Annotated in this window: 20 protein-coding genes; 5 read left to right on the forward strand and 15 right to left on the reverse strand. The window is 65.4% G+C overall.

All coding sequences use genetic code 11. From position 1 onward, the window contains the following. Window positions 1–113 precede the first annotated feature (113 nt). The gene (locus P0M04_RS00675) at window positions 114–1,046 is read right to left on the reverse strand and encodes a histone deacetylase family protein (RefSeq protein ID WP_259452399.1); all 933 of its coding nucleotides are present in this window, start codon (window positions 1,044–1,046) and stop codon (window positions 114–116) included. Between the two features lie 153 nt (window positions 1,047–1,199). Here P0M04_RS00675 and P0M04_RS00680 point away from each other — a divergent pair, with 153 nt between their 5' ends. The 5 genes from P0M04_RS00680 to P0M04_RS00700 all read left to right on the forward strand — a co-directional run bounded on the left by P0M04_RS00680 (window position 1,200) and on the right by P0M04_RS00700 (window position 7,044). Next, window positions 1,200–2,120: an AAA family ATPase gene (locus tag P0M04_RS00680; protein WP_259452398.1), complete on the forward strand. Its 921-nt coding sequence runs from the start codon at window positions 1,200–1,202 to the stop codon at window positions 2,118–2,120. Between the two features lie 22 nt (window positions 2,121–2,142). Then, entirely contained in the window at window positions 2,143–3,138 is a 996-nt protein-coding gene (locus P0M04_RS00685; RefSeq protein WP_259452397.1) for a DUF58 domain-containing protein, read from the forward strand. Window positions 3,139–3,229: 91 nt separating this feature from the next. Then, window positions 3,230–5,113, forward strand: coding sequence for a transglutaminase TgpA family protein (locus P0M04_RS00690; protein ID WP_281042274.1), 1,884 nt, complete (start codon window positions 3,230–3,232; stop codon window positions 5,111–5,113). After that, window positions 5,110–6,258: a lytic murein transglycosylase B gene (gene mltB, locus P0M04_RS00695; protein WP_259452395.1), complete on the forward strand. Its 1,149-nt coding sequence runs from the start codon at window positions 5,110–5,112 to the stop codon at window positions 6,256–6,258. Before P0M04_RS00690 ends, mltB begins: the two co-directional genes overlap by 4 nt. Window positions 6,259–6,702: 444 nt before the next feature. Next, on the forward strand, window positions 6,703–7,044 hold the full coding sequence (locus tag P0M04_RS00700; RefSeq protein ID WP_259452394.1) for a hypothetical protein: 342 nt from the start codon (window positions 6,703–6,705) through the stop codon (window positions 7,042–7,044). A 166-nt stretch (window positions 7,045–7,210) separates the two neighbouring features. Here the strand turns inward: P0M04_RS00700 and cysM are convergent, their stop codons facing one another. The 14 genes from cysM to pheA all read right to left on the reverse strand — a co-directional run bounded on the left by cysM (window position 7,211) and on the right by pheA (window position 22,698). After that, a complete protein-coding gene (gene cysM, locus P0M04_RS00705) occupies window positions 7,211–8,113 on the reverse strand; it encodes a cysteine synthase CysM (protein ID WP_258850391.1) in 903 nt (300 codons plus the stop codon). 152 nt (window positions 8,114–8,265) lie between these two features. After that, window positions 8,266–8,670 (reverse strand): ComEA family DNA-binding protein, encoded by a 405-nt coding sequence (locus P0M04_RS00710; RefSeq protein WP_259452393.1) that lies wholly within the window; start codon window positions 8,668–8,670, stop codon window positions 8,266–8,268. A 102-nt stretch (window positions 8,671–8,772) separates the two neighbouring features. Beyond that, the gene (gene rfaE1, locus P0M04_RS00715) at window positions 8,773–9,774 is read right to left on the reverse strand and encodes a D-glycero-beta-D-manno-heptose-7-phosphate kinase (protein ID WP_259452392.1); all 1,002 of its coding nucleotides are present in this window, start codon (window positions 9,772–9,774) and stop codon (window positions 8,773–8,775) included. A gap of 7 nt (window positions 9,775–9,781) precedes the next feature. Beyond that, window positions 9,782–11,152, reverse strand: a complete 1,371-nt coding sequence (locus tag P0M04_RS00720) for a UDP-glucose dehydrogenase family protein (RefSeq protein ID WP_259452391.1) — start codon at window positions 11,150–11,152, stop codon at window positions 9,782–9,784. A gap of 13 nt (window positions 11,153–11,165) precedes the next feature. After that, the gene (gene lapB / locus P0M04_RS00725) at window positions 11,166–12,341 is read right to left on the reverse strand and encodes a lipopolysaccharide assembly protein LapB (RefSeq protein ID WP_259452390.1); all 1,176 of its coding nucleotides are present in this window, start codon (window positions 12,339–12,341) and stop codon (window positions 11,166–11,168) included. Window positions 12,342–12,371: 30 nt separating this feature from the next. Continuing rightward, a complete protein-coding gene (locus tag P0M04_RS00730; protein WP_056129565.1) occupies window positions 12,372–12,677 on the reverse strand; it encodes a LapA family protein in 306 nt (101 codons plus the stop codon). A gap of 167 nt (window positions 12,678–12,844) precedes the next feature. Continuing rightward, window positions 12,845–15,274: a patatin-like protein gene (locus P0M04_RS00735; RefSeq protein WP_259452389.1), complete on the reverse strand. Its 2,430-nt coding sequence runs from the start codon at window positions 15,272–15,274 to the stop codon at window positions 12,845–12,847. A gap of 119 nt (window positions 15,275–15,393) precedes the next feature. Next, on the reverse strand, window positions 15,394–15,699 hold the full coding sequence (locus P0M04_RS00740) for an integration host factor subunit beta (protein ID WP_075795246.1): 306 nt from the start codon (window positions 15,697–15,699) through the stop codon (window positions 15,394–15,396). A 17-nt stretch (window positions 15,700–15,716) separates the two neighbouring features. Beyond that, window positions 15,717–17,393 (reverse strand): 30S ribosomal protein S1, encoded by a 1,677-nt coding sequence (gene rpsA / locus P0M04_RS00745; RefSeq protein ID WP_281042278.1) that lies wholly within the window; start codon window positions 17,391–17,393, stop codon window positions 15,717–15,719. 166 nt (window positions 17,394–17,559) lie between these two features. Next, a complete protein-coding gene (cmk, locus tag P0M04_RS00750) occupies window positions 17,560–18,222 on the reverse strand; it encodes a (d)CMP kinase (protein WP_259452387.1) in 663 nt (220 codons plus the stop codon). A gap of 29 nt (window positions 18,223–18,251) precedes the next feature. Beyond that, window positions 18,252–19,583 (reverse strand): 3-phosphoshikimate 1-carboxyvinyltransferase, encoded by a 1,332-nt coding sequence (gene aroA / locus P0M04_RS00755; RefSeq protein ID WP_259452386.1) that lies wholly within the window; start codon window positions 19,581–19,583, stop codon window positions 18,252–18,254. Next, a complete protein-coding gene (locus P0M04_RS00760) occupies window positions 19,580–20,488 on the reverse strand; it encodes a prephenate dehydrogenase (protein ID WP_259452385.1) in 909 nt (302 codons plus the stop codon). The genes aroA and P0M04_RS00760 overlap by 4 nt, the downstream gene beginning before the upstream one ends. Further along, the gene (gene hisC / locus P0M04_RS00765) at window positions 20,488–21,591 is read right to left on the reverse strand and encodes a histidinol-phosphate transaminase (protein WP_259452384.1); all 1,104 of its coding nucleotides are present in this window, start codon (window positions 21,589–21,591) and stop codon (window positions 20,488–20,490) included. The genes P0M04_RS00760 and hisC overlap by 1 nt, the downstream gene beginning before the upstream one ends. A gap of 36 nt (window positions 21,592–21,627) precedes the next feature. Next, the gene (gene pheA, locus P0M04_RS00770) at window positions 21,628–22,698 is read right to left on the reverse strand and encodes a prephenate dehydratase (protein WP_259452383.1); all 1,071 of its coding nucleotides are present in this window, start codon (window positions 22,696–22,698) and stop codon (window positions 21,628–21,630) included. Window positions 22,699–22,790: the final 92 nt, after the last annotated feature.

Raw genomic sequence — 22,790 nt, forward strand, 5'->3', positions numbered from 1 at the left:
CCGGAGACCAGGAGCAGGCACAACATCAAAAGCAGACGCAGCGGTTTCATCGAGTCCTCCACTCATCGATATGTGGAGGTTAGATACGGCCGCTCTGCGCGAAGTTCGACGGGTCAGTCGAGTTCCGCGAGCGCCTTGACGTGGGCCACGACACTGCGTCCCAGCGCCGACAGCGCGTAGCCGCCCTCCAGGCAGCTGACGATGCGTCCGCCCGCGTACTGCCGCGCGATGCCGGCGACCTGGTGCGTGATCCACGCGTAATCCGCCTCGACGAGGGCCATGCCGCCCATGTCGTCTTCCTTGTGGGCGTCGAAGCCGGCCGAGATGAAGATCATCTGCGGGCGGAACGCGTGCAGCGCGGGCAGCCATTGTTCGGTGACGAGCTTGCGGACGACGTCGCTTCCAGTGTAGGCCGGCACCGGCACATTGATACTGGTCGCAGTGATAGGTTCCGGGTCCGTGTACGGATAAAACGGATGCTGGAAGAAGCTGGCCATCAGCACGCGCGGATCGTCCCTGAACGACTCCGCCGTGCCGTTGCCGTGATGGACGTCGAAGTCGACGATGGCGACGCGCTCCAGGCCGTGCACGTCGAGCGCGCGGCGCGCGGCGATGGCGACGTTGTTGAAGAGGCAGAAGCCCATCGGCTCCGTCGGCCGCGCGTGGTGGCCCGGCGGGCGGACCGCGCAGAAGGCATTGTCGACGGTGCCGGCAATGACGGCGTCCGTCGCGGCCACGGCGGCGCCGGCCGCGCGCAGGGCGGCGCGGTAGCTGTCCCTGCACAGCAGTGTGTCGCCGTCGAGCGGATAGTGTTCGCCCGGTGCCGCCGGCAGGTTCTCGCGTACGAGGTCGAGCGCCCCCTGCGTATGGTTGCGCAGGATGTCGGCTTCGTCGGCCAGCGGCGCGCTCACCTGGTCGACGAGGCCGTCCAGGCGCGCGAGGATCAACTGGTCCTCGATGGCGCGCAGGCGCTCGGGGGTTTCGGGATGCCAGCTGCCCATCTCGTGCAGCGAGCAGTCCGGGTGGCTGTAAATGGCTGTGCTCATGATTCCTGGTTGATGCTCATCGATACCGCAAGTCCCTCCGTTCTCGCATAGAATCGATGGGAAAGGCAACCGCAGGCATGTCAAGATTGCTAACAGCGTTAATCTACCACGCCTGCGCCCACCGCCGCCCCGAACGACGACCGGAACCCATCCATGTTCAACAAATTGCACGCTAGCGCCCGCCAGGTCAGCCAGATCGTGGTCGGCAAGGACCAGCAGGTCCGCCTCGCGCTGACCTGCCTCCTGGCTGGCGGCCACCTGCTCATCGACGACGTGCCCGGCGTCGGCAAGACGACCCTCGCCCACGCGCTCGCGCTGGCGCTGGGCCTGAGGTTCAACCGCGTCCAGTTCACGAGCGACCTGCTGCCGGCCGACGTCGCCGGCATCTCCGTCTACGAGCGCGAAAAGAACGGCTTCGTCTTCCACCCCGGCCCGATCTTCACGCAGGTGCTGCTCGCGGACGAGATCAACCGCGCCACGCCCAAGACGCAATCGGGCCTGCTGGAAGCGATGGAAGAGCGGCAGGTCACGGCCGACGGCGTCACCCGCGCGCTGCCGGAACCTTTCTTCGTCATCGCGACGCAGAACCCCGCGCACCAGGTCGGCACGTTCCCCCTGCCGGAATCCCAGCTCGACCGCTTCCTGATGTGCCTGTCGCTCGGCTACCCGGACGCCGCCGCCGAGCGCGCCCTGCTGATGGGCGAGGACCGGCGCGCGATGCTGAAAACCATTGCCCCCGTGATGCGGCCGGAAGAACTGCTCGATGCCCAGCGCTCGCTGCGCGCGATCCACGCCTCCGACAAGCTCATCGATTACCTGCAGGCGCTGGCGCAGGCATCGCGCTCGGGCAAGCTGTTTGCGGAGGGATTGTCGCCGCGCGCTACGCTGGCGCTGCTGCAGGCCGCGCGCGCATGGGCTGCGCTGGAAGGCCGCGACCACGTGATCCCGGAAGACGTCCAGGCCCTGCTCGTGCCGGTGTGTGCGCACCGCCTGCGGCCGTTGCGGTCGGCGCAGGGCGTGGCGATGGCCAGCCGCGACCTCGTGCTGCAGTTGCAGAAATCGGTCCCGGTCTGACATGGCGGACGCGGCCGGCACGATGTCCCAACCGCGCGACTGGCTGAACCGCAGGCGTGCGTCGTGGCGCAGGAAGGCGACGGCCCGCGACCAGGGCAGCGTGCTGCTGAACCAGCGGCGCGTCTACATCCTGCCCACGCGCGCGGGCCTCGGCTTTTGTGCGCTGCTGCTGATCCTCCTGATCGGCTCGGTCAACTACAACCTGGGCCTCGGCTTCGGCCTCACGTTCGTCGCGGGCGCCTGCGCCATCGTCGACATGGTGCAGACGACGCGCAACCTGGCCGGCCTCGTATTGAGTCCCGGCCGCGCGCCCGACGTGTACGCGGGCGAGGACGCGCCGTTCGAACTGCGCGTCGAGAACCCGACGCGCCTCGCCCGCTACGCCGTCTGGATCGATGTCGAGCACGTGGCCGAGCCGCGGCAAGCCATCGACGTGCCGGCCGGCGGCAGCACCACGCTCGTGCTGCGCACGGCAACCGTCACGCGTGGGTGGATGCGCGCGCCGCGCGTGCGCCTGTCGACGCACTTCCCGCTCGGGCTGTTCCGCGCGTGGAGCTGGTGGCAACCGGACAGCCGCGCCCTCGTCTACCCCTTCCCCGAGCAGGACGCGCCGCCGTTGCCGATGCTCGGGCGTCCCAGTCCGGACGGCGTGGGCAGCACGGGAAGCGACGATTTCGGCGGCGTGCGCAGCTACCAGCCGGGCGACCCGCTGCGCCACCTCGCGTGGCGCCAGATCGCACGCCTCGATCCGGACCTGGGCGGCCAGCTCGTCACCAAGCAGTTCGAAGGCGGCACGGTCGACGAGCTGATACTCGACTTCGACGCGCTGCCGTCCGGGCTCGACGTGGAACTGCGCCTCGCACGCATGACCCGCTGGGTCCTGGAAGCGGAGCAGCGCGCCCTGCCCTACGGCTTTATCCTCGGCCGCATCCGCTACGATGCGGCCCTCGGCACGGCGCACCAGGCAGCATGCCTGCGCGCGCTGGCGCTGTACGGCTTGCCGGAGGAGCCGGCGTGAAGACGCCCCTGTCGCGGGACAAGCAGGACACGCTGCTGCTGATCGCCAGCAGCCTGCTCGTGCTGGCCCCGCACGCGGCCCACCTGCCGGTGTGGGTAAGCCTGCTGTGCGGCGCCACGCTGGCCTGGCGCGCCGCGGTCACCTTGCTGGGCCGGCGCATGCCCCGAATGTCGTCCTCGTGCCGATTGCGGCGGCGGCCATGTTCGGCGTGCTGGGCAGCTATCACACCCTGCTGGGCCGCGATGCGGGCGTCGCCATGCTCGTCCTGCTCGTCGCCTTCAAGATGCTGGAGATGCACGCGCGGCGCGACCTGTTCGTCGTCGTGTTCCTGTGCTACTTCCTGGTGCTCACCAATTTCTTTTATTCGCAGACGATCCCGACGGCGCTGCTGATGCTGGCCTCGCTCGTCGCGTTGCTGGCCACGCAGTTGTCGTTCCAGCTGACGGGCACGGTGCCGCCGCTGCGCACGCGCCTGTGGATGGGTGCGAAGCTGCTCGGGCTGGCGCTGCCGCTGGCGGGCGCCGCGTTCGTCCTGTTCCCCCGCATCGAAGGACCGCTGTGGGGCATGCCGGACGATAGCCACAGCGCGCGGAGCGGCCTGTCCGACACGATGGCGCCCGGGCAGATGTCGAACCTGGCGCAGTCGGAAGACGTCGCGTTCCGCGTGAAGTTCGACGGGCCCGTGCCCGCGCAGCCGCAACTGTACTGGCGCGGCCCCGTGCTGGGCAGCTACGACGGCCGCACCTGGACGCGCGTGCGCCCGTCGCGCCAGGCCCGGCCCCAGCCGCTGTCGCTGTCCGTGGGCGGCACACCGGTCGGCTACCAGGTCACGCTGGAACCGTCGAACACGCGCTGGCTGTTCGCGCTCGAGATGCCGCGCGCCATCCCCGAGCTGCCGGGGCACGGCGTGACCTTGTCCGGGGAGCTGGAATTCCAGTCGCTCGACCCGATCGCCGAGCGCGTGCGCTACGACCTTGTCTCCTTCGTGCACTACAGCCTGCAGCCGGACGCGTCGCCCGTCGACGGCCAATGGCTGATGCTGCCCTACGGTTTGAATCCGCGGACGCGCGCGGCCGGCCAGGCATTGGCGGCCGAACCCGATCCCGGACGCCGCGTGGCGGCCGTGCTGCGCCTGTTTGCCGGCGGCGGCTTCGTCTACACGCTGCAGCCGCCGCTGCTGCCGGGGCGGGACTCGATCGACGACTTCCTGTACGGCACGCGGGCCGGCTTTTGCGAGCATTACGCGGGCGCCTTCGTATTCCTGATGCGCTCGGCCGGCGTACCGGCACGCGTTGTCACGGGCTACCAGGGCGGAGAGATGAATCCGATCGACGGCTACCTCACCGTGCGCCAGTCCGATGCGCACGCGTGGGCCGAGGTGTGGCTGCCGCGGCGCGGCTGGGTGCGCATCGACCCGACGGCCGCCGTGGCGCCGGAACGCGTGCAGCGCAGCCTGGCGCGCGCGCTGCCGCCGCCCGCGCCGTTCGGCTTCGAAGGCCTGGGCCGGCTCCTGCAGCCCGATCCGGACTCGCTGCTGGGCCGCGTCCGCTATGCCATCGGCGCCGTCAACAATGGCTGGAACCAGTGGGTGTTGAATTACACGCCGCAGCGCCAGCAGCATCTCGTGCAACGCTTACAAGAAGGATTGTCCCATTGGCAAAGCCTGGCGCTCATTGCCATGCTCTGCGCCCTGTTGTTCCTGGTAAGAAAATTCTCGCAGAGGCGGAAAGCCGACCCCGTCGATGCGCTATACTCGGTCCTGTGCCAGCGCCTCGGTCAGCTTGGCCTGCCGCGTGCGCCGGACGAAGGGCCGACCGCGTATGCGCTGCGCCTCGCCGCTGCCGACCTGGCCCCCGAGACTGGCGCGGCCGCGACGGAATTCCTGCGCCGCTACAGCGCCTACCGCTACGGACCGCAGAGTCCGGGCACCGGCCTCGTTTCCATCCTGAGAGATTTGCTGTCCCGAGTTCGATGAAATCCTTCGTTCCCCTGCTGCTTGCCCTGGCCGTTGGCGCCGGGCCGGCGGCGGATGCCCTCGCCGCATCCTCGCTCCATCACACCAAGGCTGCGGCCAAGTCCGCCAAGACCGCCAAGGCGGGGCGAAAAGCCGGCAAGAAGGCGAAAGCCGTGGCGCCCGCCCGTCCCGCCATCGATTACGACGGCGAGGCCGTCAATTTCAGCGACTGGCAGGCCGTGCGCGAATTCGAGGACGACATCGTCGCCCGCAACGGTTTTGAACGCGCGCAGATCGAGGATGTGATCAAACGGGCACGTTTCATCGATTCCGCCGTCCAGCTCGTGAAACCGGCGCCGCCGGGCAAGCCGAAGAACTGGCAGGCGTACAGCGACCGCTTCATCGAGCCGATCCGCATCAACGCCGGCGTACGCTTCTGGAACGAGAACGCCGACCTCCTCGCGCGCGCCGAGGCGACCTATGGCGTGCCGGCCGAGATCATCGTCGGCATCCTCGGCGTGGAGACGATCTATGGCCGCGACACGGGCCGCTTCCGCGTCGTCGACGTGTTGACCACCCTCGCCTTCGCCTATCCGGAAGCGCCGAACCGCGCCGACCGCATGGCGTTCTTTCGCGGCGAATTGGAAAACACACTGCTGCTGGCGCGCAAGGAAAACATCGACCCGTTCTCGCTGCTGGGCTCGTTCGCGGGCGCCGTCGGCATGCCGCAATTCATGCCGAGCAATATCCTGAAACTTGGCGTGGACTTCGACGGCGACGGCATCGTCGACCTGCGCGGCTCCGCTGCGGACGCGATCGGCAGCGTGGCCAATTTCCTCGTCCAGCACGGCTGGGATCGCAATAACACCGGACCAGCCGTGTTCCCGGCCGACGTGGCGCCCAGCCTCGCCTGGCAGCCGCTGCTGGGCGGCCTGGAAGCGCGCTACCGTCCGGACGAGCTCGGCGGTGCCGGCATCGCGACACGGTCCGCCCTGCCGGATGGCCGCCTGTATGGCCTCGTCGATTTACAAAATGGAGCGGACCCGACGGAGTATTGGGTAGCAAACGCTAACTTTTTTGCTATCACTAAATACAATCGCAGTTATTTCTATGCCATGTCCGTGGTCGAATTGGGCCGTGCGGTGCGGTTGGCACGCGGGATCTAGTACCTTTGCGGCAACAACTTTGTATCAGTTTGTAACAGGATTGTCATAAATACGGCTGAGTCATGCCGTCGTGACAACCTTATACCCCCGGGGGTATGCTTATTTCTCCTAGACAGTTCTCCTGAGAAACATGGCATCCTCCCCGATACCCCCTCTCAAGTTGTCATTCCGCCACTCAATTCCTAAACGTGCGGCGGCGCATCGTTAATTGCTCTACACTTAAGTTTAAATAAAAAACAATTATGTTCTCAGTGAGTTTGTGAGAGAATTGCATTGCGGCTATTGTTGCGATGAGACAACGAACTCAACGAAAGCCACTGATCTTTATTGCTCTTAAGTACTAAATTGGAAATTAGTTGTATAATTTAGTAGAAACTTTCATATCCTTACAGGAGTGGAAGTTCCGCCGCGAGCTCTGACAAACCCTCATAGGAATAGTGAATCATGACGAACCAAGTCGGTATCGATATGAACAGCGATTCGGAAAATGACGAACTGCTGCAATACAACCCGAATCGCCTGCTCGACACCCTGATCGAGAACCTGCGCCTGAAGAACGATGCGGCCCTGTCGCGCGCTCTGGAAGTCGCGCCGCCGGTGATCTCGAAGATCCGCCACCACCGCCTGCCGGTCGGCGCTTCGCTGCTGATCCGCATGCACGAAGTCTCCGATCTGTCGATCCGCGACCTGCGTTACCTGATGGGCGACCGCCGTGCCAAGTTCCGCATCAGCGACAAGCAGTTCAAGCCGAAGGACAAGGACAACACCGCAGGCGGCGCCGAGTAATAATGGCACGCACCGGACCGGACGGCGGCCATTGACGCCGCCGCCCCGCCCGACACTGCCGGCCTCCCGAACGATCGGATAGCCGGATCAGACGTAGTTTTCCCCGCAGCGCATGCGGGATGGGGATGTCCCAGCGCCGAGCACCCGCGCCGGACAAGCAAGACAATCAGGCGGGGAACACACCCGTCGACAGATAACGATCACCGCGGTCGCAGACGATGAACACGATCGTCGCATTTTCCACCGTCTGCGAGATACGCAACGCGATTTCGCAGGCGCCGGCCGCGGAAATACCGCAGAAAATACCCTCTTCGGCCGCCAGGCGGCGTGCCATCTGTTCCGCAGCGGCCTGGGTCACGCTCTCGACCTGGTCGATGCGCGATTTATCGAAGATCTTCGGCAGATAGGCTTCCGGCCATTTGCGGATGCCGGGGATCGACGAACCTTCCTCCGGCTGCGCGCCGATGATGCGCACCGCCTCGTTCTGTTCCTTCAGGTAGCGCGACACGCCCATGATGGTGCCGGTCGTGCCCATCGCACTGACGAAGTGGGTGACGCGGCCTTCCGTATCGCGCCAGATTTCCGGGCCCGTCGTCTCGTAGTGGGCGCGCGGGTTGTCCTGGTTGCCGAACTGGTCGAGGATGATGCCCTGGCCGTCCTTCTGCATCTGCTCGGCCAGGTCGCGCGCGTATTCCATCCCGCCCGTCTTCGGCGTCAGGATGATCTGGGCGCCGTATGCGGCCATGCTCTGGCGGCGCTCGATGGAGAGGTTATCGGGCATGACCAGCACCATCTTGTAGCCGCGGATCGCGGCCGCCATCGACAGCGCGATGCCCGTGTTGCCGCTCGTCGCTTCGATCAGCGTGTCGCCGGGCTTGATCTGGCCGCGCGCCTCGGCCCCGCGCAGCATCGACATCGCCGCCCGGTCCTTCACGGAACCCGCCGGGTTGTTGCCTTCCAGCTTGCCGAGAATGATGTTGTTGCGGGCCGCCGCTTCCGGCCCGGGGATGCGCACCAGCTGCACCAGCGGGGTATTGCCGATCGTGTCTTCGATGGTCTTGTATGCCATTGCCTACTCTTTTGCGAACGCGAAACCGACATTCTAATCCGAGACGGGGCGGCACGTACGGGACCGGGTCAGAGAGCGGCCCCGCGCCAAAGAAAAACCCCGCGCGCGGCGGGGTTCCGATGGGGCGGCCGGCGAATCCGGCGTGCGGCGAATCAGGCGGCCGGTTTGGCGGCTTCCGGCTTGGCCTTCGCATCGGCCGGCTTGGCGCCCGCTTTGGCGGGCTTGGCCGCTGCATCGGCCTTCGCGTCGGCCTTGGCGGCTGCCGTTGCCGTCATCGGCGCGCCGTCCTTCGATTTGCCATCCACCTGCAGGCCCGCCTTCGACAGCTGGGCCGCGCGCTTGTCGGCCACGCCCTTCACACGCTTCTGGAAGTCGGCCCAGTCCTTGAACGGACCGGCCTTGCTGCGCTCGTCGATGATTGCCTTCGACATGGCCGGACCAACGCCCTTGACCGAATCCAGCGCGGCGGCATCGGCCTTGTTGACGTCCACCTGGGCGAATGCAAAGCCCATCGACGCCACCAGCGTGGCGACTGCAAGCATCAGCTTCTTGATCATCTCGTGTTCTCCGTTATCGTGGTGGCGGCCGGGAGGTGGCCGCCTGTTGCCATAACGGATCAATACGACGGTGGGTTGACGGCGCGGTTTGCGACGACGCAATTACGCGTGGCCGTCATCCTTGCGCCGCTGCGCGAACAGCTCGTCGCGGGTGACCGTCGCCGTACCCAGCTTGCCGACGACGATGCCGCCCGCGCGGTTCGCCGTCGCCAGCGCTTCCGGCAGCGATACGCCGGCACCCAGCATGGCGGCCATCGTCGCGATGACGGTGTCGCCGGCGCCGGAGACGTCGAACACCTCGCGCGCGTCCGCGTGCACGTGCACGACCTCATTGGCCGTGTACAGGCTCATGCCCTCCTCCGAACGCGTGAGCAGCAGCGCTTCCAGGCCGAGGTCCGTGCGCAGCTTCTGGGCCTTTTCCGTCAACTGCTCTTCCGTCTTCCAGCTGCCGACGATGCGCTTGAGTTCCGACTTGTTCGGCGTGAGCATCGTGGCGCCCGCGTACGGCGTGAAATCGTCGCCCTTGGGGTCGACCATGACGGTCTTGCCGGCGGCGCGCGCGGCGCGGATCATCTCGGCCACGTTCACGAGGCTGCCCTTGTTGTAGTCGGACAGGATGATCACGTCGTAGTCCGGCAGCAGCGCCTTGAATTGCGTGAGCTTGTCGCGCAGGATTGTCTCGGTCGGCGCGTCCTCGAAGTCGATGCGGACCATCTGCTGCTGGCGGCCGATCACGCGCAGCTTGATGATCGTGGAGATCGCCTCGTCGCGCTTGAGGTAGCTGTGAATGCTCGATTCGCGCAGGATGCGTTCGACGTGGTCGCCCGCCTCGTCGGCGCCGACGACGCCCAGCAGGCCGCAGTGCGTGCCCAGTGCCGCGGCGTTGCGCGCCACGTTGGCGGCGCCGCCCAGGCGCTCTTCGCGGCGCTCGATGCGCACGACGGGCACCGGCGCTTCCGGAGAAATGCGCGAGACGTCGCCGAACCAGTAACGGTCGAGCATGACGTCGCCCACGACGAGCAGGCGCACGCTTTCCAGTGGCGGCGCTTCGGCCTGGCGGTAGCTGTCGGTCGGCAGCAGGCGGCTCGGGATAGTTCCGGTCATGCTCGCCTCACTTGCCCGTCAGGACGGAACGGCCGATGCCGTGGTATTCGATGCCAAGGCCCGTCATCAGCGGGGGCTCGAACAGGTTGCGGCCGTCGATGATCACCGGGTGCTTCAGGCGCGCCTTGATCTGCTCGAAGTCCGGGCTGCGGAATGCCTTCCACTCCGTGACGATGACGAGCGCCTCGGCGCCGTCCAGCGCTTCCATCGGCGTCTTCCTGAAGGCCACGCGGGCCAGCTGGGCGTCGGAAAGGTCGAGCGCCAGCACGCGCTGCGCTTCTTCCATCGCGACCGGGTCGTGCACGGCGACGCTGGCGCCACGCTCGATCAGCTCCTTCAGCAGCACGCGCGACGGTGCTTCGCGCATGTCGTCCGTGTTCGGCTTGAACGCGAGGCCCCAGACGGCGAAGGTCATGCCCGTCAGGTCTTCGCCGAAGCGCTGCACGACCTTGCGGCCCAGCACCTGCTTCTGGCGGTCGTTGACGGCTTCCACGGCGCGCAGGATCAGCAGTTCCTGGTCGTACTGGCGCGCGGTGCGCTCGAGCGCCTGCACGTCCTTCGGGAAGCACGAGCCGCCGTAGCCGGCGCCCGCGTACAGGAAGCTGTGGCCGATGCGCGGGTCGGAGCCGATGCCGTGGCGGACGGCTTCGATGTCGGCGCCCACCTGGTCGGCGAGATTCGCCAGTTCGTTCATGAACGAGATGCGGGTCGCGAGCATCGCGTTGGCCGCGTACTTCGTGAACTCGGCCGAGCGCACGTCCATCCAGTAGACGCGCTCGTGGTTGCGGTTGAACGGCGCGTACAGCAGCTTCATGACGTCGCGCGCGCGCTGGCCCGCGGGGCTGTCGTCGTGGCCGATGACGATGCGGTCCGGACGCATGAAGTCTTCGACGGCTGCGCCTTCCTTCAGGAATTCCGGGTTCGAGACGACGGCGAATTCCATGCTTTCCTCGCCGCGATGACGCAGCTCTTCGCGCAGCGCCGCGGCGACGCGGTCGGCGGTGCCGACGGGCACCGTGGACTTGTCGACGATGACCTTGTAGCCATCCATGTGACGGCCGATGTTGCGCGCGGCGGCCAGCACGTACTGGAGGTCGGCGGAACCGTCTTCGTCCGGCGGCGTGCCGACGGCGATGAACTGGAGCTGGCCATGCGCGACGCTGGCGGCGACGTCGGTCGAGAACTGCAGGCGGCCGGCCGCGCGGTTGCGCGCGACGACTTCTTCCAGGCCCGGTTCGTGGATCGGGATGCCGCCGTTGTTCAGCAGGTCGATCTTGCGTTGGTCGACGTCGAGGCAAAAGACGTCGTTGCCGAGTTCCGCCAGGCAGGCGCCGGTCACGAGGCCGACGTAGCCGGTGCCGATAATCGTAATCTTCATGGTTCGCTTTAGCTTAGTTCATCACGTTCAGTTCTTCGGTGCGGCGCGGCGGGTAGGTCTCCCACTTGCTGCACCCCGGGCATTGCCAGTAATACTGGCGCGCCTTGAAACCACAATGGCTGCACTGGTAGCGCGCCAGCTTCTGCGTGTACCCGTGCACCAGGTTCTTCACCATCGACAGCTCTTCCCACACGTTCGCCGGCGCATCCATCAGGCGCGCTTCCAGCAGCTTGTCGAGACCGAGCAGGGTCGGATTGCGGCGCAGCTCTTCCACCACCAGCTGTTTGGCAGCGTCCACGCCGTTGAGTTCAATGACGGCCTTGAAGACGACCTCGATCAGGTCAATCGACGACGCTTCTTCGAGGTAGGAGCGCAGCAGGTTGACGCCTTCCTGCGGGCGGCCGACGGCGCGGTAGCCATCCATCAGGCGCGTGGCGACGAGGGCCGCGTGCGGCACGCTTTGCTGCTCCACGCGGCGCCACGTCTTCAGCGCGCCTTCGATGTCGCCTTCGGCCTTGAGGGCGTCGCCGCACAGCATCGTCGCGCGCACGCTCTTGCGGTCGGTCTGCAGGGCCTTGTCCAGCAGCGCCTTCGCTTCGTCCGAATGCATGTGCACGAGGGCGTCCTGCGCCAGCTCGCAATAGAACTGGGCGATTTCCTTGTGATACGCGCCGGCGCCGGATTCCATCAGGCCTTCGGCGGCGGCGATCGCGCGGCGCCATTCCTTTTCGCGCTGGAAGATCTCGAGCAGCGCGCGGCGGGCCTGCACGCCGTACTGCGTGTCGACGAGCAGGTTGAACGTCTCTTCGGCGCGGTCCAGCAGGCCCGCCTTCAGGTAGTCCATCCCGAGTTCGTACTGCGCGTGCACCTGCTGCTCGATCGGCAGGTCGGGACGCGACAGGAGGTTCTGGTGAACGCGGATCGCGCGCTCCGTCTCGCCGCGGCGGCGGAACAGGTTACCCAGGGCGAAGTGCATGTCGGCCGTTTCGGGATCGAGCTTGACGATCTCGATGAAGGCGTCGATGGCCTTGTCCGGCTGTTCGTTGAGGAGGAAATTCAGGCCCTTGAAATAGCCGCGCGGGAGGCTGCGCGATTCGGAGACCAGTTGCTTGATGTCGACGCGGGCGGCGATCCAGCCGAGGGCAAAAAAGACGGGGATGCCGAGCAGCCACCAGATTTCAAATTCCATATGTTGTTCTTATTGATTACTGAATAACGTTCAGGCGCGCGGCGCGACGCTGTCCGGCTGCGGCGCATTGGCGGCGGTACCGGCCGCGCTCTGCAGGGCCTGGATCGTGTGCTTGTGCTGCGAGCTTTCGCGCCGGTGCCGGAACACGGTCGGCGTCACGGCAAGGATGCCGAGGAAGGCGCCGGCGATGAAAAACGCGAGCAGCATCAGCACCAGCGGTCCCCGCACCTCGTAATTCAGGAAGAAATGCAGGTCGACCTGGTGCGTGTTCTTCAGGGCGAAACTGAAGAACAGGACGAACAGCAGGCATCCGACGATGGTGGAGACGAGTTTCATCAGCAGGTCCCGAATGAAAAGACGGCAAATGCGCAGTGTCGCATATTTGAAACGATATTCCTAGGACGGCTGACCCGGCCGTTGTGCGCTTGCGGCGTGATTATACGTGGGTTGCCCGAACGGCATCGGCCCTGCAATGCGTCGTTACATCTTTGCCAATTCCGGCGTCAAAAGGCGGCGATCGCGGCGCGCAGCCGGGACACCAGGTCCGGCACGAGGTGCAGCCGCTGCGCCTCCTCCTCCATCACGCATTCGAATCCCGCCTTCTTCAACGCATGCAGATCGATGGTGGCGCGGATCGGGTTCGGCAATGTACTGGACAGGATGTCGAACAGGCGGTCGACCGCATGCAGCCGGCCCCACAGATAGTCGTTTTCCCGCGTCGCCCGATTGAGAAAGCCGCCGAAGCCGGCGAAGGTCCCGCCCAGCAGGACACGCGGGTTGCCGGGTGGGGCCAGGCTGGGCGCGTCGTCCGGGCTGATGCGGTCGACGAGGATTTCTTCGATCGGTCCGGTTTCCAACGCCAGCGCGGTGACGGCCGGGTGCAGGATGACGTCCCAGTAAAAATAGCCGAGGTAGCCGGTGAGGATCGCCGTGCGGTAGCGCGGTTCGAGATTCTGCACGAGCCCCGACGACAATAGCGTATCGGCGTCGTCGTTCTTGCCCGCGAGGTCGCATTCGATACCCAGTCGCCGGACCAGTCCGGTCAGCTCCGCATCCCGGTCGGCGACGAACTGCTCGACGTCCATCCGCTGCGCCGTCACGGGCGCGAACAGCGTGCGGCACGTGGCAATCGCGCGCTCGCTGAGGAAATCGGCAGTGTCGTACATCGCCAGGGCATCGATAAGCTTGTGGACCTGGATCTTGATGAGATCGAGGTCTTCCGCGGCCGCCGCGTGGAGCTCGCTGGCATCGTATAGATCGCTGATCTCGTGCAGTACGAAATTCAGGCGGCGTTTCTTGTACACGACGCCGAAGTCGATCGTCATCTTGGCGAACGCGGGCATGTCGACGTTTTCATAGGCGTTTTCCGCCGCAAAGTAGGAGTCGGTGAGGAGGATGGCATGGCGCGCGGCCCACAGTTCGATCGCCTCCTGCACGCGGTGCGACGCGGTCGATTCCCGGGAAAAGCCGCATGCGCCGGCGATCAGTTCGGCGACGAAATCCAGCGCCTCCAGCACCAGCGTCCGGATGAACGAATCGTAGACGATCGGCGTGCCGGCCAGCGCATTGGTCGAGCTGAGGCGCCAATGCCGGAGGTCGTTGACGGTAAACCTGCCCCTGGACCTGCCTTCGGTGACCTCGTCGACCAGTTTCGCGACCTGCGGCCGGGCGTAGGCAATCGCCTGCTTCAGGCGCCGCACCTGCTTGTTGTAGCGCCCGACGTCCGCCAGCTCCTTGTAGGTGGGATCCGTGCGCGGCAGGTCGGACAAGGCCCCGCGCAACGTCGCAAAGAAGCCCGGCATCTCCGTTCCCGGCGGCGGCTTGTCGAGCTGGGAGTGCGGATCGACGAAGATCAGGCGGCGGTCGACCTCGCGGAACGCGCTGTGCGTGCGGATCGCGTCCAGCGTGGCCTTGATCGGCTTGTTGTCGAGGATGCTGCCATCGACCAGCACGGCATCCTCGGGTTCCTTGCGCTGATCGCGATATCCGCCAAAATTGTGTTGGATGAATTGCGCACGCGTGGGCCATGGCCGATGGCGCGCCGCCAGCAGGTCGTCCACTTCCCCGATCCGCGCCGGCGGAAACGCCCCGGGATACGACGCGGATGCGCGAGCGGCGAACGCGAGCGACGGCACGCTGTCGAGATCGAAGTCGCTGCGCAGGTGCCCGCTTTTCTCATGATAGAGCTGGAAGTGGAACGGACGTCGGTGCTCGCGCTCGGTGAGCACAGGCGGATCATGGATGAAGATCGAGCGGTCGAGGCCGCGGAAATCCGTCGCCGTGACCAGCAGGTCCAGCCGCGTGCCGGGCGGCAGCAGCGACTCGCCGGCTGTACCGGGGCGTTCCATCGACGTGAGGCCGTCGAGGATCAGGGTGGCGAGCCGGCGGCCGTCGAGCGGCGGCTTGAACCACCGCGAGCGAAGGAACATCGACGCTCTTTCCTGCATTTCGCGATCGATCGGGCCGATGATGAGGCCTTCGTGTTTCAGGCGGGACAGCAACGGTCGGACAAAGGGCCAGAAAAACCACTTGCTCCAACGCTTCGCCCTGGCATCGGCGTGCAGCAGTTGTCCGATATCCGCGTCGGCCAGCCACATGTCCGTCAACGGCGCCAGGCTCAGATCGTGCGCGAGCGCGCGGCTCAATGCGACGCCATTCATCGCGCCGGCCGAAGCGCCGGACACCACGTCGACGATCACCTGCAAATCGAATTGCTCGCCGACCGCTTCAAGGAATCGATAGTAAATGTCTCCCGTCGAATGCTGCGGCTCGTCGGGATAGTGGTCGTGCATGGAGGCGGAACCGTCGTGCCGGTGGTAATGCTTCGACGCGCGCACGAGGTTGAGGATTTCGCGGTTGATCCCATGCTGGTAGACGGCCAGCGACACGCCGCCGAAGAATACGATTGCCAGCCGTAGTTCTTTCTGTTTCATCACCGGGGTCCGCGCAACGGATGGGAGAAGGCAGGGTCATTCTATTCCCATGGGTGCCCGGCTGCAAAAAAAAAACGGCGCCCCGAAGGACGCCGTTTTGTGAGTCTGTCGCAGACGAGTCAGTCTTCGATGATCGGTTGGCCGACCATCGCATCCACCCGCTCGCGCAACTGCTTGCCCGGTTTGAAGTGGGGCACCCGTTTTTCGGGCACCATCACCTTGTCGCCGGACTTCGGGTTGCGGCCGATACGGGGCGGCCGGCTGTTCAGGGCAAAGCTGCCGAACCCACGGATCTCGATGCGCTGGCCGCTCGAGAGAGCGTTGGTCATCGCATCGAGGATCGTCTTGACGGCGAACTCGGCATCTTTTGCCACCAGCTGAGAATAGCGCTCGGCCAGGCGGTTGATCAGCTCGGACTTGGTCATCTGCTCACTCTCGGTGATTAGCCTTTATTGTCGAACTTGGCCTTCAGCAGGGCGCCCAGCGACGTGGTGCCGGTTGCTGCGCTGTTGTCCGAAGCCAGCTTCTGCATGGCTTCCTGGGTTTCAGCGTTGTCCTTGGCCTTGATCGACAGCTGGATGCTGCGTGCCTTGCGGTCGATGTTGATGACCAGGGCTTCGACCTTGTCGCCCACTTTCAGGTGGGTGCCGGCATCTTCCACGCGGTCGCGGGCGATTTCCGAAGCGCGCAGGTAGCCTTCGACTTCTTCGTTCAGCGCGATCACGGCGCCTTTCGGCTCAACCGACTTCACGGTGCCGGTGACCAGGGTGCCCTTGTCGTTCAGCGAAGCGAAGTTGTTGAACGGGTCGCCTTCCAGCTGCTTGACGCCCAGCGAGACACGCTCGCGCTCGACATCGATCGCCAGAACGACGGCTTCCAGCTCGTCGCCCTTCTTGAAGCGGCGGACGGCTTCTTCGCCGGCTTCCGTCCACGACAGGTCGGACAGGTGCACCAGACCGTCGATGTTGCCCGGCAGGCCGATGAACACGCCGAAGTCGGTGATCGACTTGATCAGACCTTTGACCTTGTCGCCCTTCTTGTGGGTCATGCCGAAGTCGTCCCACGGATTCGCCTTGCACTGCTTCATGCCCAGCGAGATACGACGACGCTCTTCGTCGATTTCCAGGACCATGACTTCGACTTCGTCGCCCAGCTGGACAACTTTGTTCGGCGCCACGTTCTTGTTGGTCCAGTCCATTTCCGAGACGTGCACCAGACCTTCGATGCCCTGCTCGACTTCCACGAACGCACCGTAGTCGGTCAGGTTCGTGACCTTGCCGAACAGGCGGGTGCCTTGCGGGTAGCGACGCGACAGGCCGGTCCACGGATCGTCGCCCAGTTGCTTGACGCCCAGCGAGACGCGGTTCTTTTCCTGATCGTACTTGAGGACCTTAGCGGTGATCTCTTGACCAACCGACAGGACTTCCGACGGGTGACGCACACGGCGCCATGCCAGGTCGGTGATGTGCAGCAGGCCGTCGATGCCGCCCAGGTCGACGAACGCACCGTAGTCGGTGATGTTCTTGACGACGCCGGTGACGACGGTGCCTTCCTTCAGCGTTTCCATCAGCTTCGCACGCTCTTCGCCCATCGATGCTTCGATGACGGCGCGACGCGACAGCACGACGTTGTTACGCTTGCGGTCCAGCTTGATGACCTTGAATTCCAGGGTCTTGCCTTCGAACGGGGTCGTGTCCTTGACCGGACGGGTGTCGACCAGCGAACCCGGCAGGAATGCGCGGATGCCGTTGGTCAGGACGGTCAGGCCGCCTTTGACTTTGCCGTTCACGGTACCGGTGACGATCTCGCCCGATTCCATTGCTTTTTCCAGAGCCAGCCACGAAGCCAGACGCTTGGCCTTGTCGCGCGACAGGATGGTATCGCCGAAACCATTTTCCAGCGATTCGATGGCCACGGAAACGAAGTCACCCACGTTGACTTCCAGTTCGCCCTGGTCATTCTTGAATTCTTCGATGGGGATGAAAGCTTCCGATTTCAGGCCGGCGTTGACGATCACGAAGTTGTGATCCAGACGCACGACTTCGGCGGAGATGACTTCGCCCGAACGCATGTCTTGACGCGCCAGCGACTCTTCGAAGAGTGCTGCGAAGCTTTCCATACCGGTATCTTGATTTGCTGCAGTAGCCATAAGTTTTGAGATGTTAGCCAGCAGATCGGCTATATGCGATCTGAACTGGGTCAAGTTGAACCACACCCGGGACACCCCGGGCACCATAAAACGCCGCTTTAACGGCAGTCCCTACCACTTCAGGGATGAATTCTTGTTAGGGGTGCGCGTACCAGGCAAGTACCTGTTCGACGGCGTCGTCCGCCGTCATCTGCGAGGTATCGAGGATATGCGCCCCTTCCGCCGGCACCAACGGGGCCACGGCGCGCTGGGTATCGCGCGCGTCGCGGGCCTGCAAATCCGCCAGCAGATCGTCCATATTAGCAGAAAATCCTTTGTCAATCAATTGCTTATACCGGCGTTGCGCACGTGCCTCAACACTTGCTGTCAGGAACACCTTCAACTGGGCACCAGGAAAGATCACGGTGCCCATGTCGCGGCCATCCGCAACGAGGCCCGGCGTCTCGCGGAAGCTCAGTTGCAAGCCATATAACGCCTGGCGCACGGCCGGCAGCGCGGCGATCTTCGATGCCGTATTGCCGACTTCTTCCTGGCGGATGGCGTTGCTCACCTCTTCCGTGCCCAGGTAGATGTGGCCGCCGTTGAAGCGGACGGGCAGGTGTTCGGCGACCTTGGCGAGCGCGTGCTCGTCGCGCAGGTCGGTACCGCGGCGCAGCGCGGACAGCGCGGTCAGGCGGTACAGGGCGCCGGAATCCAGCAGGTGGAAGCCCAGGCGGTCGGCGACCTTGTGGGCCACCGTGCCCTTGCCCGAGGCGGTCGGGCCGTCAATCGTAATGACGGGAATATTCGAGTTCGGCATGTACTTGTATGTGGTTACCAGTTATCCCATCAGGATAATGTGTCTTGTGCGATTCCGGAAAACGTTTCGAAGTAATCCGGGAACGTCTTGGCCACACACTTCGGATCGTTGATGCGCATCGCGTTGCCGCGCCGCGCCGCGCCATCCAGCGACGCCAGCGAGAAGCACATCGCCATCCGGTGGTCGTCATAGGTGTCGATCGTCGCATGCGACAGCGTGTCGGGCGGCGTGACGCGGATGTAGTCCGGGCCCTCTTCCACCGTCGCACCGACCTTGCGCAGCTCCGTCGCCATCGCGGCCAGGCGGTCGGTTTCCTTCACGCGCCAGCTGGCGATGTTGCGCAGCGTACTCGTGCCGTCCGCGTACAGCGCGGCGACGGCGATCGTCATCGCGGCGTCCGGGATGTGGTTGAAATCGGCGTCGATCGCTTTCAGGACGCCGTTGGACTTCGCCTCGATCCAGTTGTCGCCCTTCGTGATCGTCGCGCCCATCTGCTCCAGCGCGTCGGCGAAGCGCACGTCGCCCTGGATCGAATCCTTGCCCACGCCTTCCACGCGCACCGGACCGCCCGCGATGGCGCCCGCGGCCAGGAAGTACGACGCCGACGACGCATCGCCTTCGACGTGGATGCTGCCCGGGCTGCGATACGTCTGGCCCGGCTGCACGGTGAACGACGCCCAGCCGTCCTGGCCGACCGTCACGCCGAAGCGGCGCATCAGGTTCAGGGTGATCTCGATGTACGGCTTCGAAATCAGTTCGCCCACGACCTCGATCGTCACCGGCTTCGCGACCGCCATCAGCGGCGCGGCCATCAGGAGCGCAGTCAGGAACTGGCTCGACACGTTGCCACGCACGGCGATGCGGTCCGGCTGCACCTTGCCTGCACGGATGTGCAGCGGCGGATAGCCCGGATTGCCCGTGTATTCGATGCTCGCGCCGACGGCATTCAGCGCGTCGACCAGGTCGCCGATCGGACGCTCGTGCATGCGCTCGACGCCGTGCAAGGTGTAATCGCCGCCGATCACGGCCAGCGCCGCCGTCAGCGGACGGATCGCGGTGCCCGCATTCCCCATGAACAGGTCGGCCTGCGCAACGGGCAGCTTGCCGCCGGCGCCGTGCACGACGTGCGTGCGCTCGTCGACTTCTTCCCACCGGATGCCCAGCTTTTTCAGGGCGTCCAGCATGACGGACGTGTCGTCCGACGCGAGCAGGTCGTGGATGGTCGTCGTGCCTTCGGACAGCGCGGCCAGCAGCAAGGTGCGGTTGGAGATACTCTTCGACCCCGGCAGGCGTACGGTGCCCTGTACGCGCATCACGGGTTCGAGGTCGATGTGCTGGGGATAGATTTTAGCTTGTGTCATTTTCCAGATTCCTGATCGGGTGCCGGCGGTTTTTCCGCGGCTTCGATCGCTTCGGTCCACGCGCGGCGGGCGCGCTGGGCGTTGGCGTAGGTCGCCTCCAGCGCGGGTCCGTCACTGGCGGCGAGCCGCGCGCGAAGGTGAGTCAATTGAGCGAGATAGGCGTCCAGTTCGCCGAGCAGCGCGTCGCGGTTCGCGAGGCTGATGTCGCGCCACATTTCCGGAGACGAGCCCGCGATGCGGGTGAAGTCGCGGAAGCCGCTGGCGGCGTACTGGAACAGCAGGTCCGCGTGCGGCTTGTTGGCGATGTCGTCGACGAGCGCGTACGCGAGGAGGTGCGGCAGGTGGCTGACCGCGGCGAACACCTTGTCGTGTTCCTGCGGCGTGAGCATGTGGATGATGGCGCCGCACGTGCGCCACGCGGCGGCCACTTTGTCGATGGCCTCCGGCGCATTTTCCGGCAGCGGTGCGAGCACGGTCTTCTTGCCGCGGTACAGGTCGGGGATCGCCGCATCCGGGCCGTTCGATTCGCGGCCCGCGATCGGGTGCCCCGGCACGAACTGGGCGATCCTGTCGCCCAGCGCGGCACGCGCCGCCGCCACGACGTCGGACTTGGTGCTGCCCGCGTCCGTGACGATCGTCTGCGGCTCCAGGTACGGCAGCAGCGACGCGAGGATAGTCCCCGTCTGCGCGACGGGCGCCGCCAGCAGCACGAGGTCCGCACCGCGCAGCGCCACTTCCGGCGAGGACGCGGCTTCGTCGATGATGCCGAGTTCGCGCGCACGCGCCAGCGCCTGCGCGGAGCGTCCCAGACCCACGATGTGGCCCGCGGCGCCGGCCGCCTTCAGCCCCAGCGCGAACGAGCCGCCGATCAGGCCGACGCCGACGATGACGACTTTAGAGAACATCAGCCGAGCGCCTTCTTTAATGCTTCCACGAAGCGCGCATTCTCTTCTGGCAGGCCGATCGAGATGCGCAGCCACTGCGGCAGGCCGTACGCGCCGACCGGACGCACGATCACGCCCTGCTTCAGCAGCGCCAGGTTCACGCGCGCGCCGGCGCCCTCGTCCTCGCCCACTTTCACGAGCACGAAGTTGCCGTAGGACGGGACATATTCCAGGCCGAGCTCCTCGAACGCGGCGGTCAGCTGCCGGTAGCCGGCGCGGTTGTTCTCGGCACCCTTCTGCAGGAATTCTTTATCATTCAACGCGGCGATGGCGGCGGCCTGCGCGAGCGAATTCACGTTGAACGGCTGGCGGATGCGGTTCATCAGGTCCGTCACGGCCGGCTGGGCGATGGCGAAGCCGACGCGCAGGCCTGCGAGGCCGTACGCTTTCGAGAACGTGCGCGAGACGATCAGGTTCGGGTATTTGCGCACCCACTGCGTCGATTCGAACTGGTCCTTCTGCTCGAGGTATTCGTTATAGGCCTCGTCCAGCACAACGACGACCGATGCCGGCACCTTGGCGAGGAATGCCTCGATCTCGGGTGCGGAGATGAACGTGCCGGTCGGGTTGTTCGGGTTGGCGATGTAGACGAGACGCGTATCCGCATCGATGGCGGCCGCCATCGCATCGAGGTCGTGGCCGTAGTTTTTCGCGGGGACGACGATGCCGCGCGCGCCGACGCCCTGCGTGGCCAGCGCGTACACGGCGAACGAATACTGCGCGTAGACGACGGCCTGGCCCTTCTGCACGAACGCGTGGGCCGCGATCTCGAGGATGTCGTTGGAGCCGTTGCCGAGCGTGATCCAGTCGGCCGGCACGTCGTAGCGCTTGGCCAGCGCGGCCTTCAGCTCGAAGCCGTTGGCGTCCGGGTAGCGGCCGAGTTCCGCGGCGGCGGCAGCCATCGCGGCCCTGGCCGATTCGGGGATGCCGAACGGGTTCTCGTTGGACGCCAGTTTGACGATATTGGCTTCATCGAGGCCGAACTCGCGGGCGACTTCGGAAATGGGTTTGCCGGCCTGGTAAGGGGCGATGGCGCGGACGTAATCGGGACCGAATTGCGACATGGGATTCTCTTGGCTGTAGTGGGGTGATTCTGTGACTCAGAGGCCGACGGGATAGGATCCCAATACCTTGAAGAAGGCGGCGTTGTCCTTGAGTTCTTCGAGTGCGCGGCCGACCGCGGCATCGGCGATGTGACCTTCGACGTCGACGTAGAAGTAGTACTCCCACGTGCCGATGCGGGCCGGACGCGATTCGAAGCGCGTCATCGACACGCCGTGCTTCGCCAGCGGCGCGAGCAGGCTGTAGACGGCGCCGGCCTTGTTCGGCACTGCCAGCACGATCGACGTGCGGTCCTTGCCGGACGGGCCCGTGGCCTGGCTGCCGATGATCAGGAAGCGCGTGCGGTTGTGCGGGTCGTCCTGGATGTGCGCCTGCACGACGCCCAGCTTGTACTGCTCGCCCGCCATCTCGCTCGCGATCGCGGCGATGGTCGGATCCTGGCTCGCCAGCACGGCCGCTTCCGCGTTCGACGCGACGGCGCGGCGCTCGATGCCGGGATGATGCAGGTTGAGCCACACCTGGCACTGGGCCAGCGCCTGCGAATGCGCGCACACGACCTTCACGCCGTCCATGCTGCCCGTCTTCGTCATGAGGCTGTGGTGCACGGGGATCGACACTTCGCCGCTGATGATGGTCGTCGTCGCGAGCATCAGGTCGAGCGTGCGGTTGATGGCGCCCTCGGACGAGTTCTCGACCGGGACGACGCCGTAGTCGGCGGTGCCGGCCTCGGTGGCGCGGAACACTTCGTCGATCGACACGCATGGCAGGCCTTCGACGGCGCTGCCGAACTGCTGGAACACGGCCTGTTCGCTGAACGTGCCGGTGGGACCGAGGAAGGCGACCGTCACGCGCTTTTCCAGCGCGCGGCAGGACGACATGATCTCGCGGAAGATGGTCTGCACGTCCTGGTTCTTCAGCGGGCCGGGATTGCGCTCGGCGACGCCGCGCAGCACCTGCGCTTCGCGCTCGGGGCGGAACACGGGGGCATTCGTCTCGGCCTTCACGTGGCCGACTTCCTGCGCGACCTTGCCGCGGCGTGAAAGGAGTTCGAGGATTTGCGCGTCGATCGCATCGATCTGTTCGCGCAGGGGTTTGAGTTTGTCTGTCATCGTCTGCTCATGGGTTTCGGTTCGCCCGTCATCCCCGCGCACGCGGGGATCCATGCTGATCATCCGGAGTCACGGCATGGGCATGGCCACGT

The organism is Telluria mixta, from assembly GCF_029223865.1.
In the GTDB taxonomy this organism is placed as follows: Bacteria; Pseudomonadota; Gammaproteobacteria; order Burkholderiales; family Burkholderiaceae_D; genus Telluria; species Telluria mixta.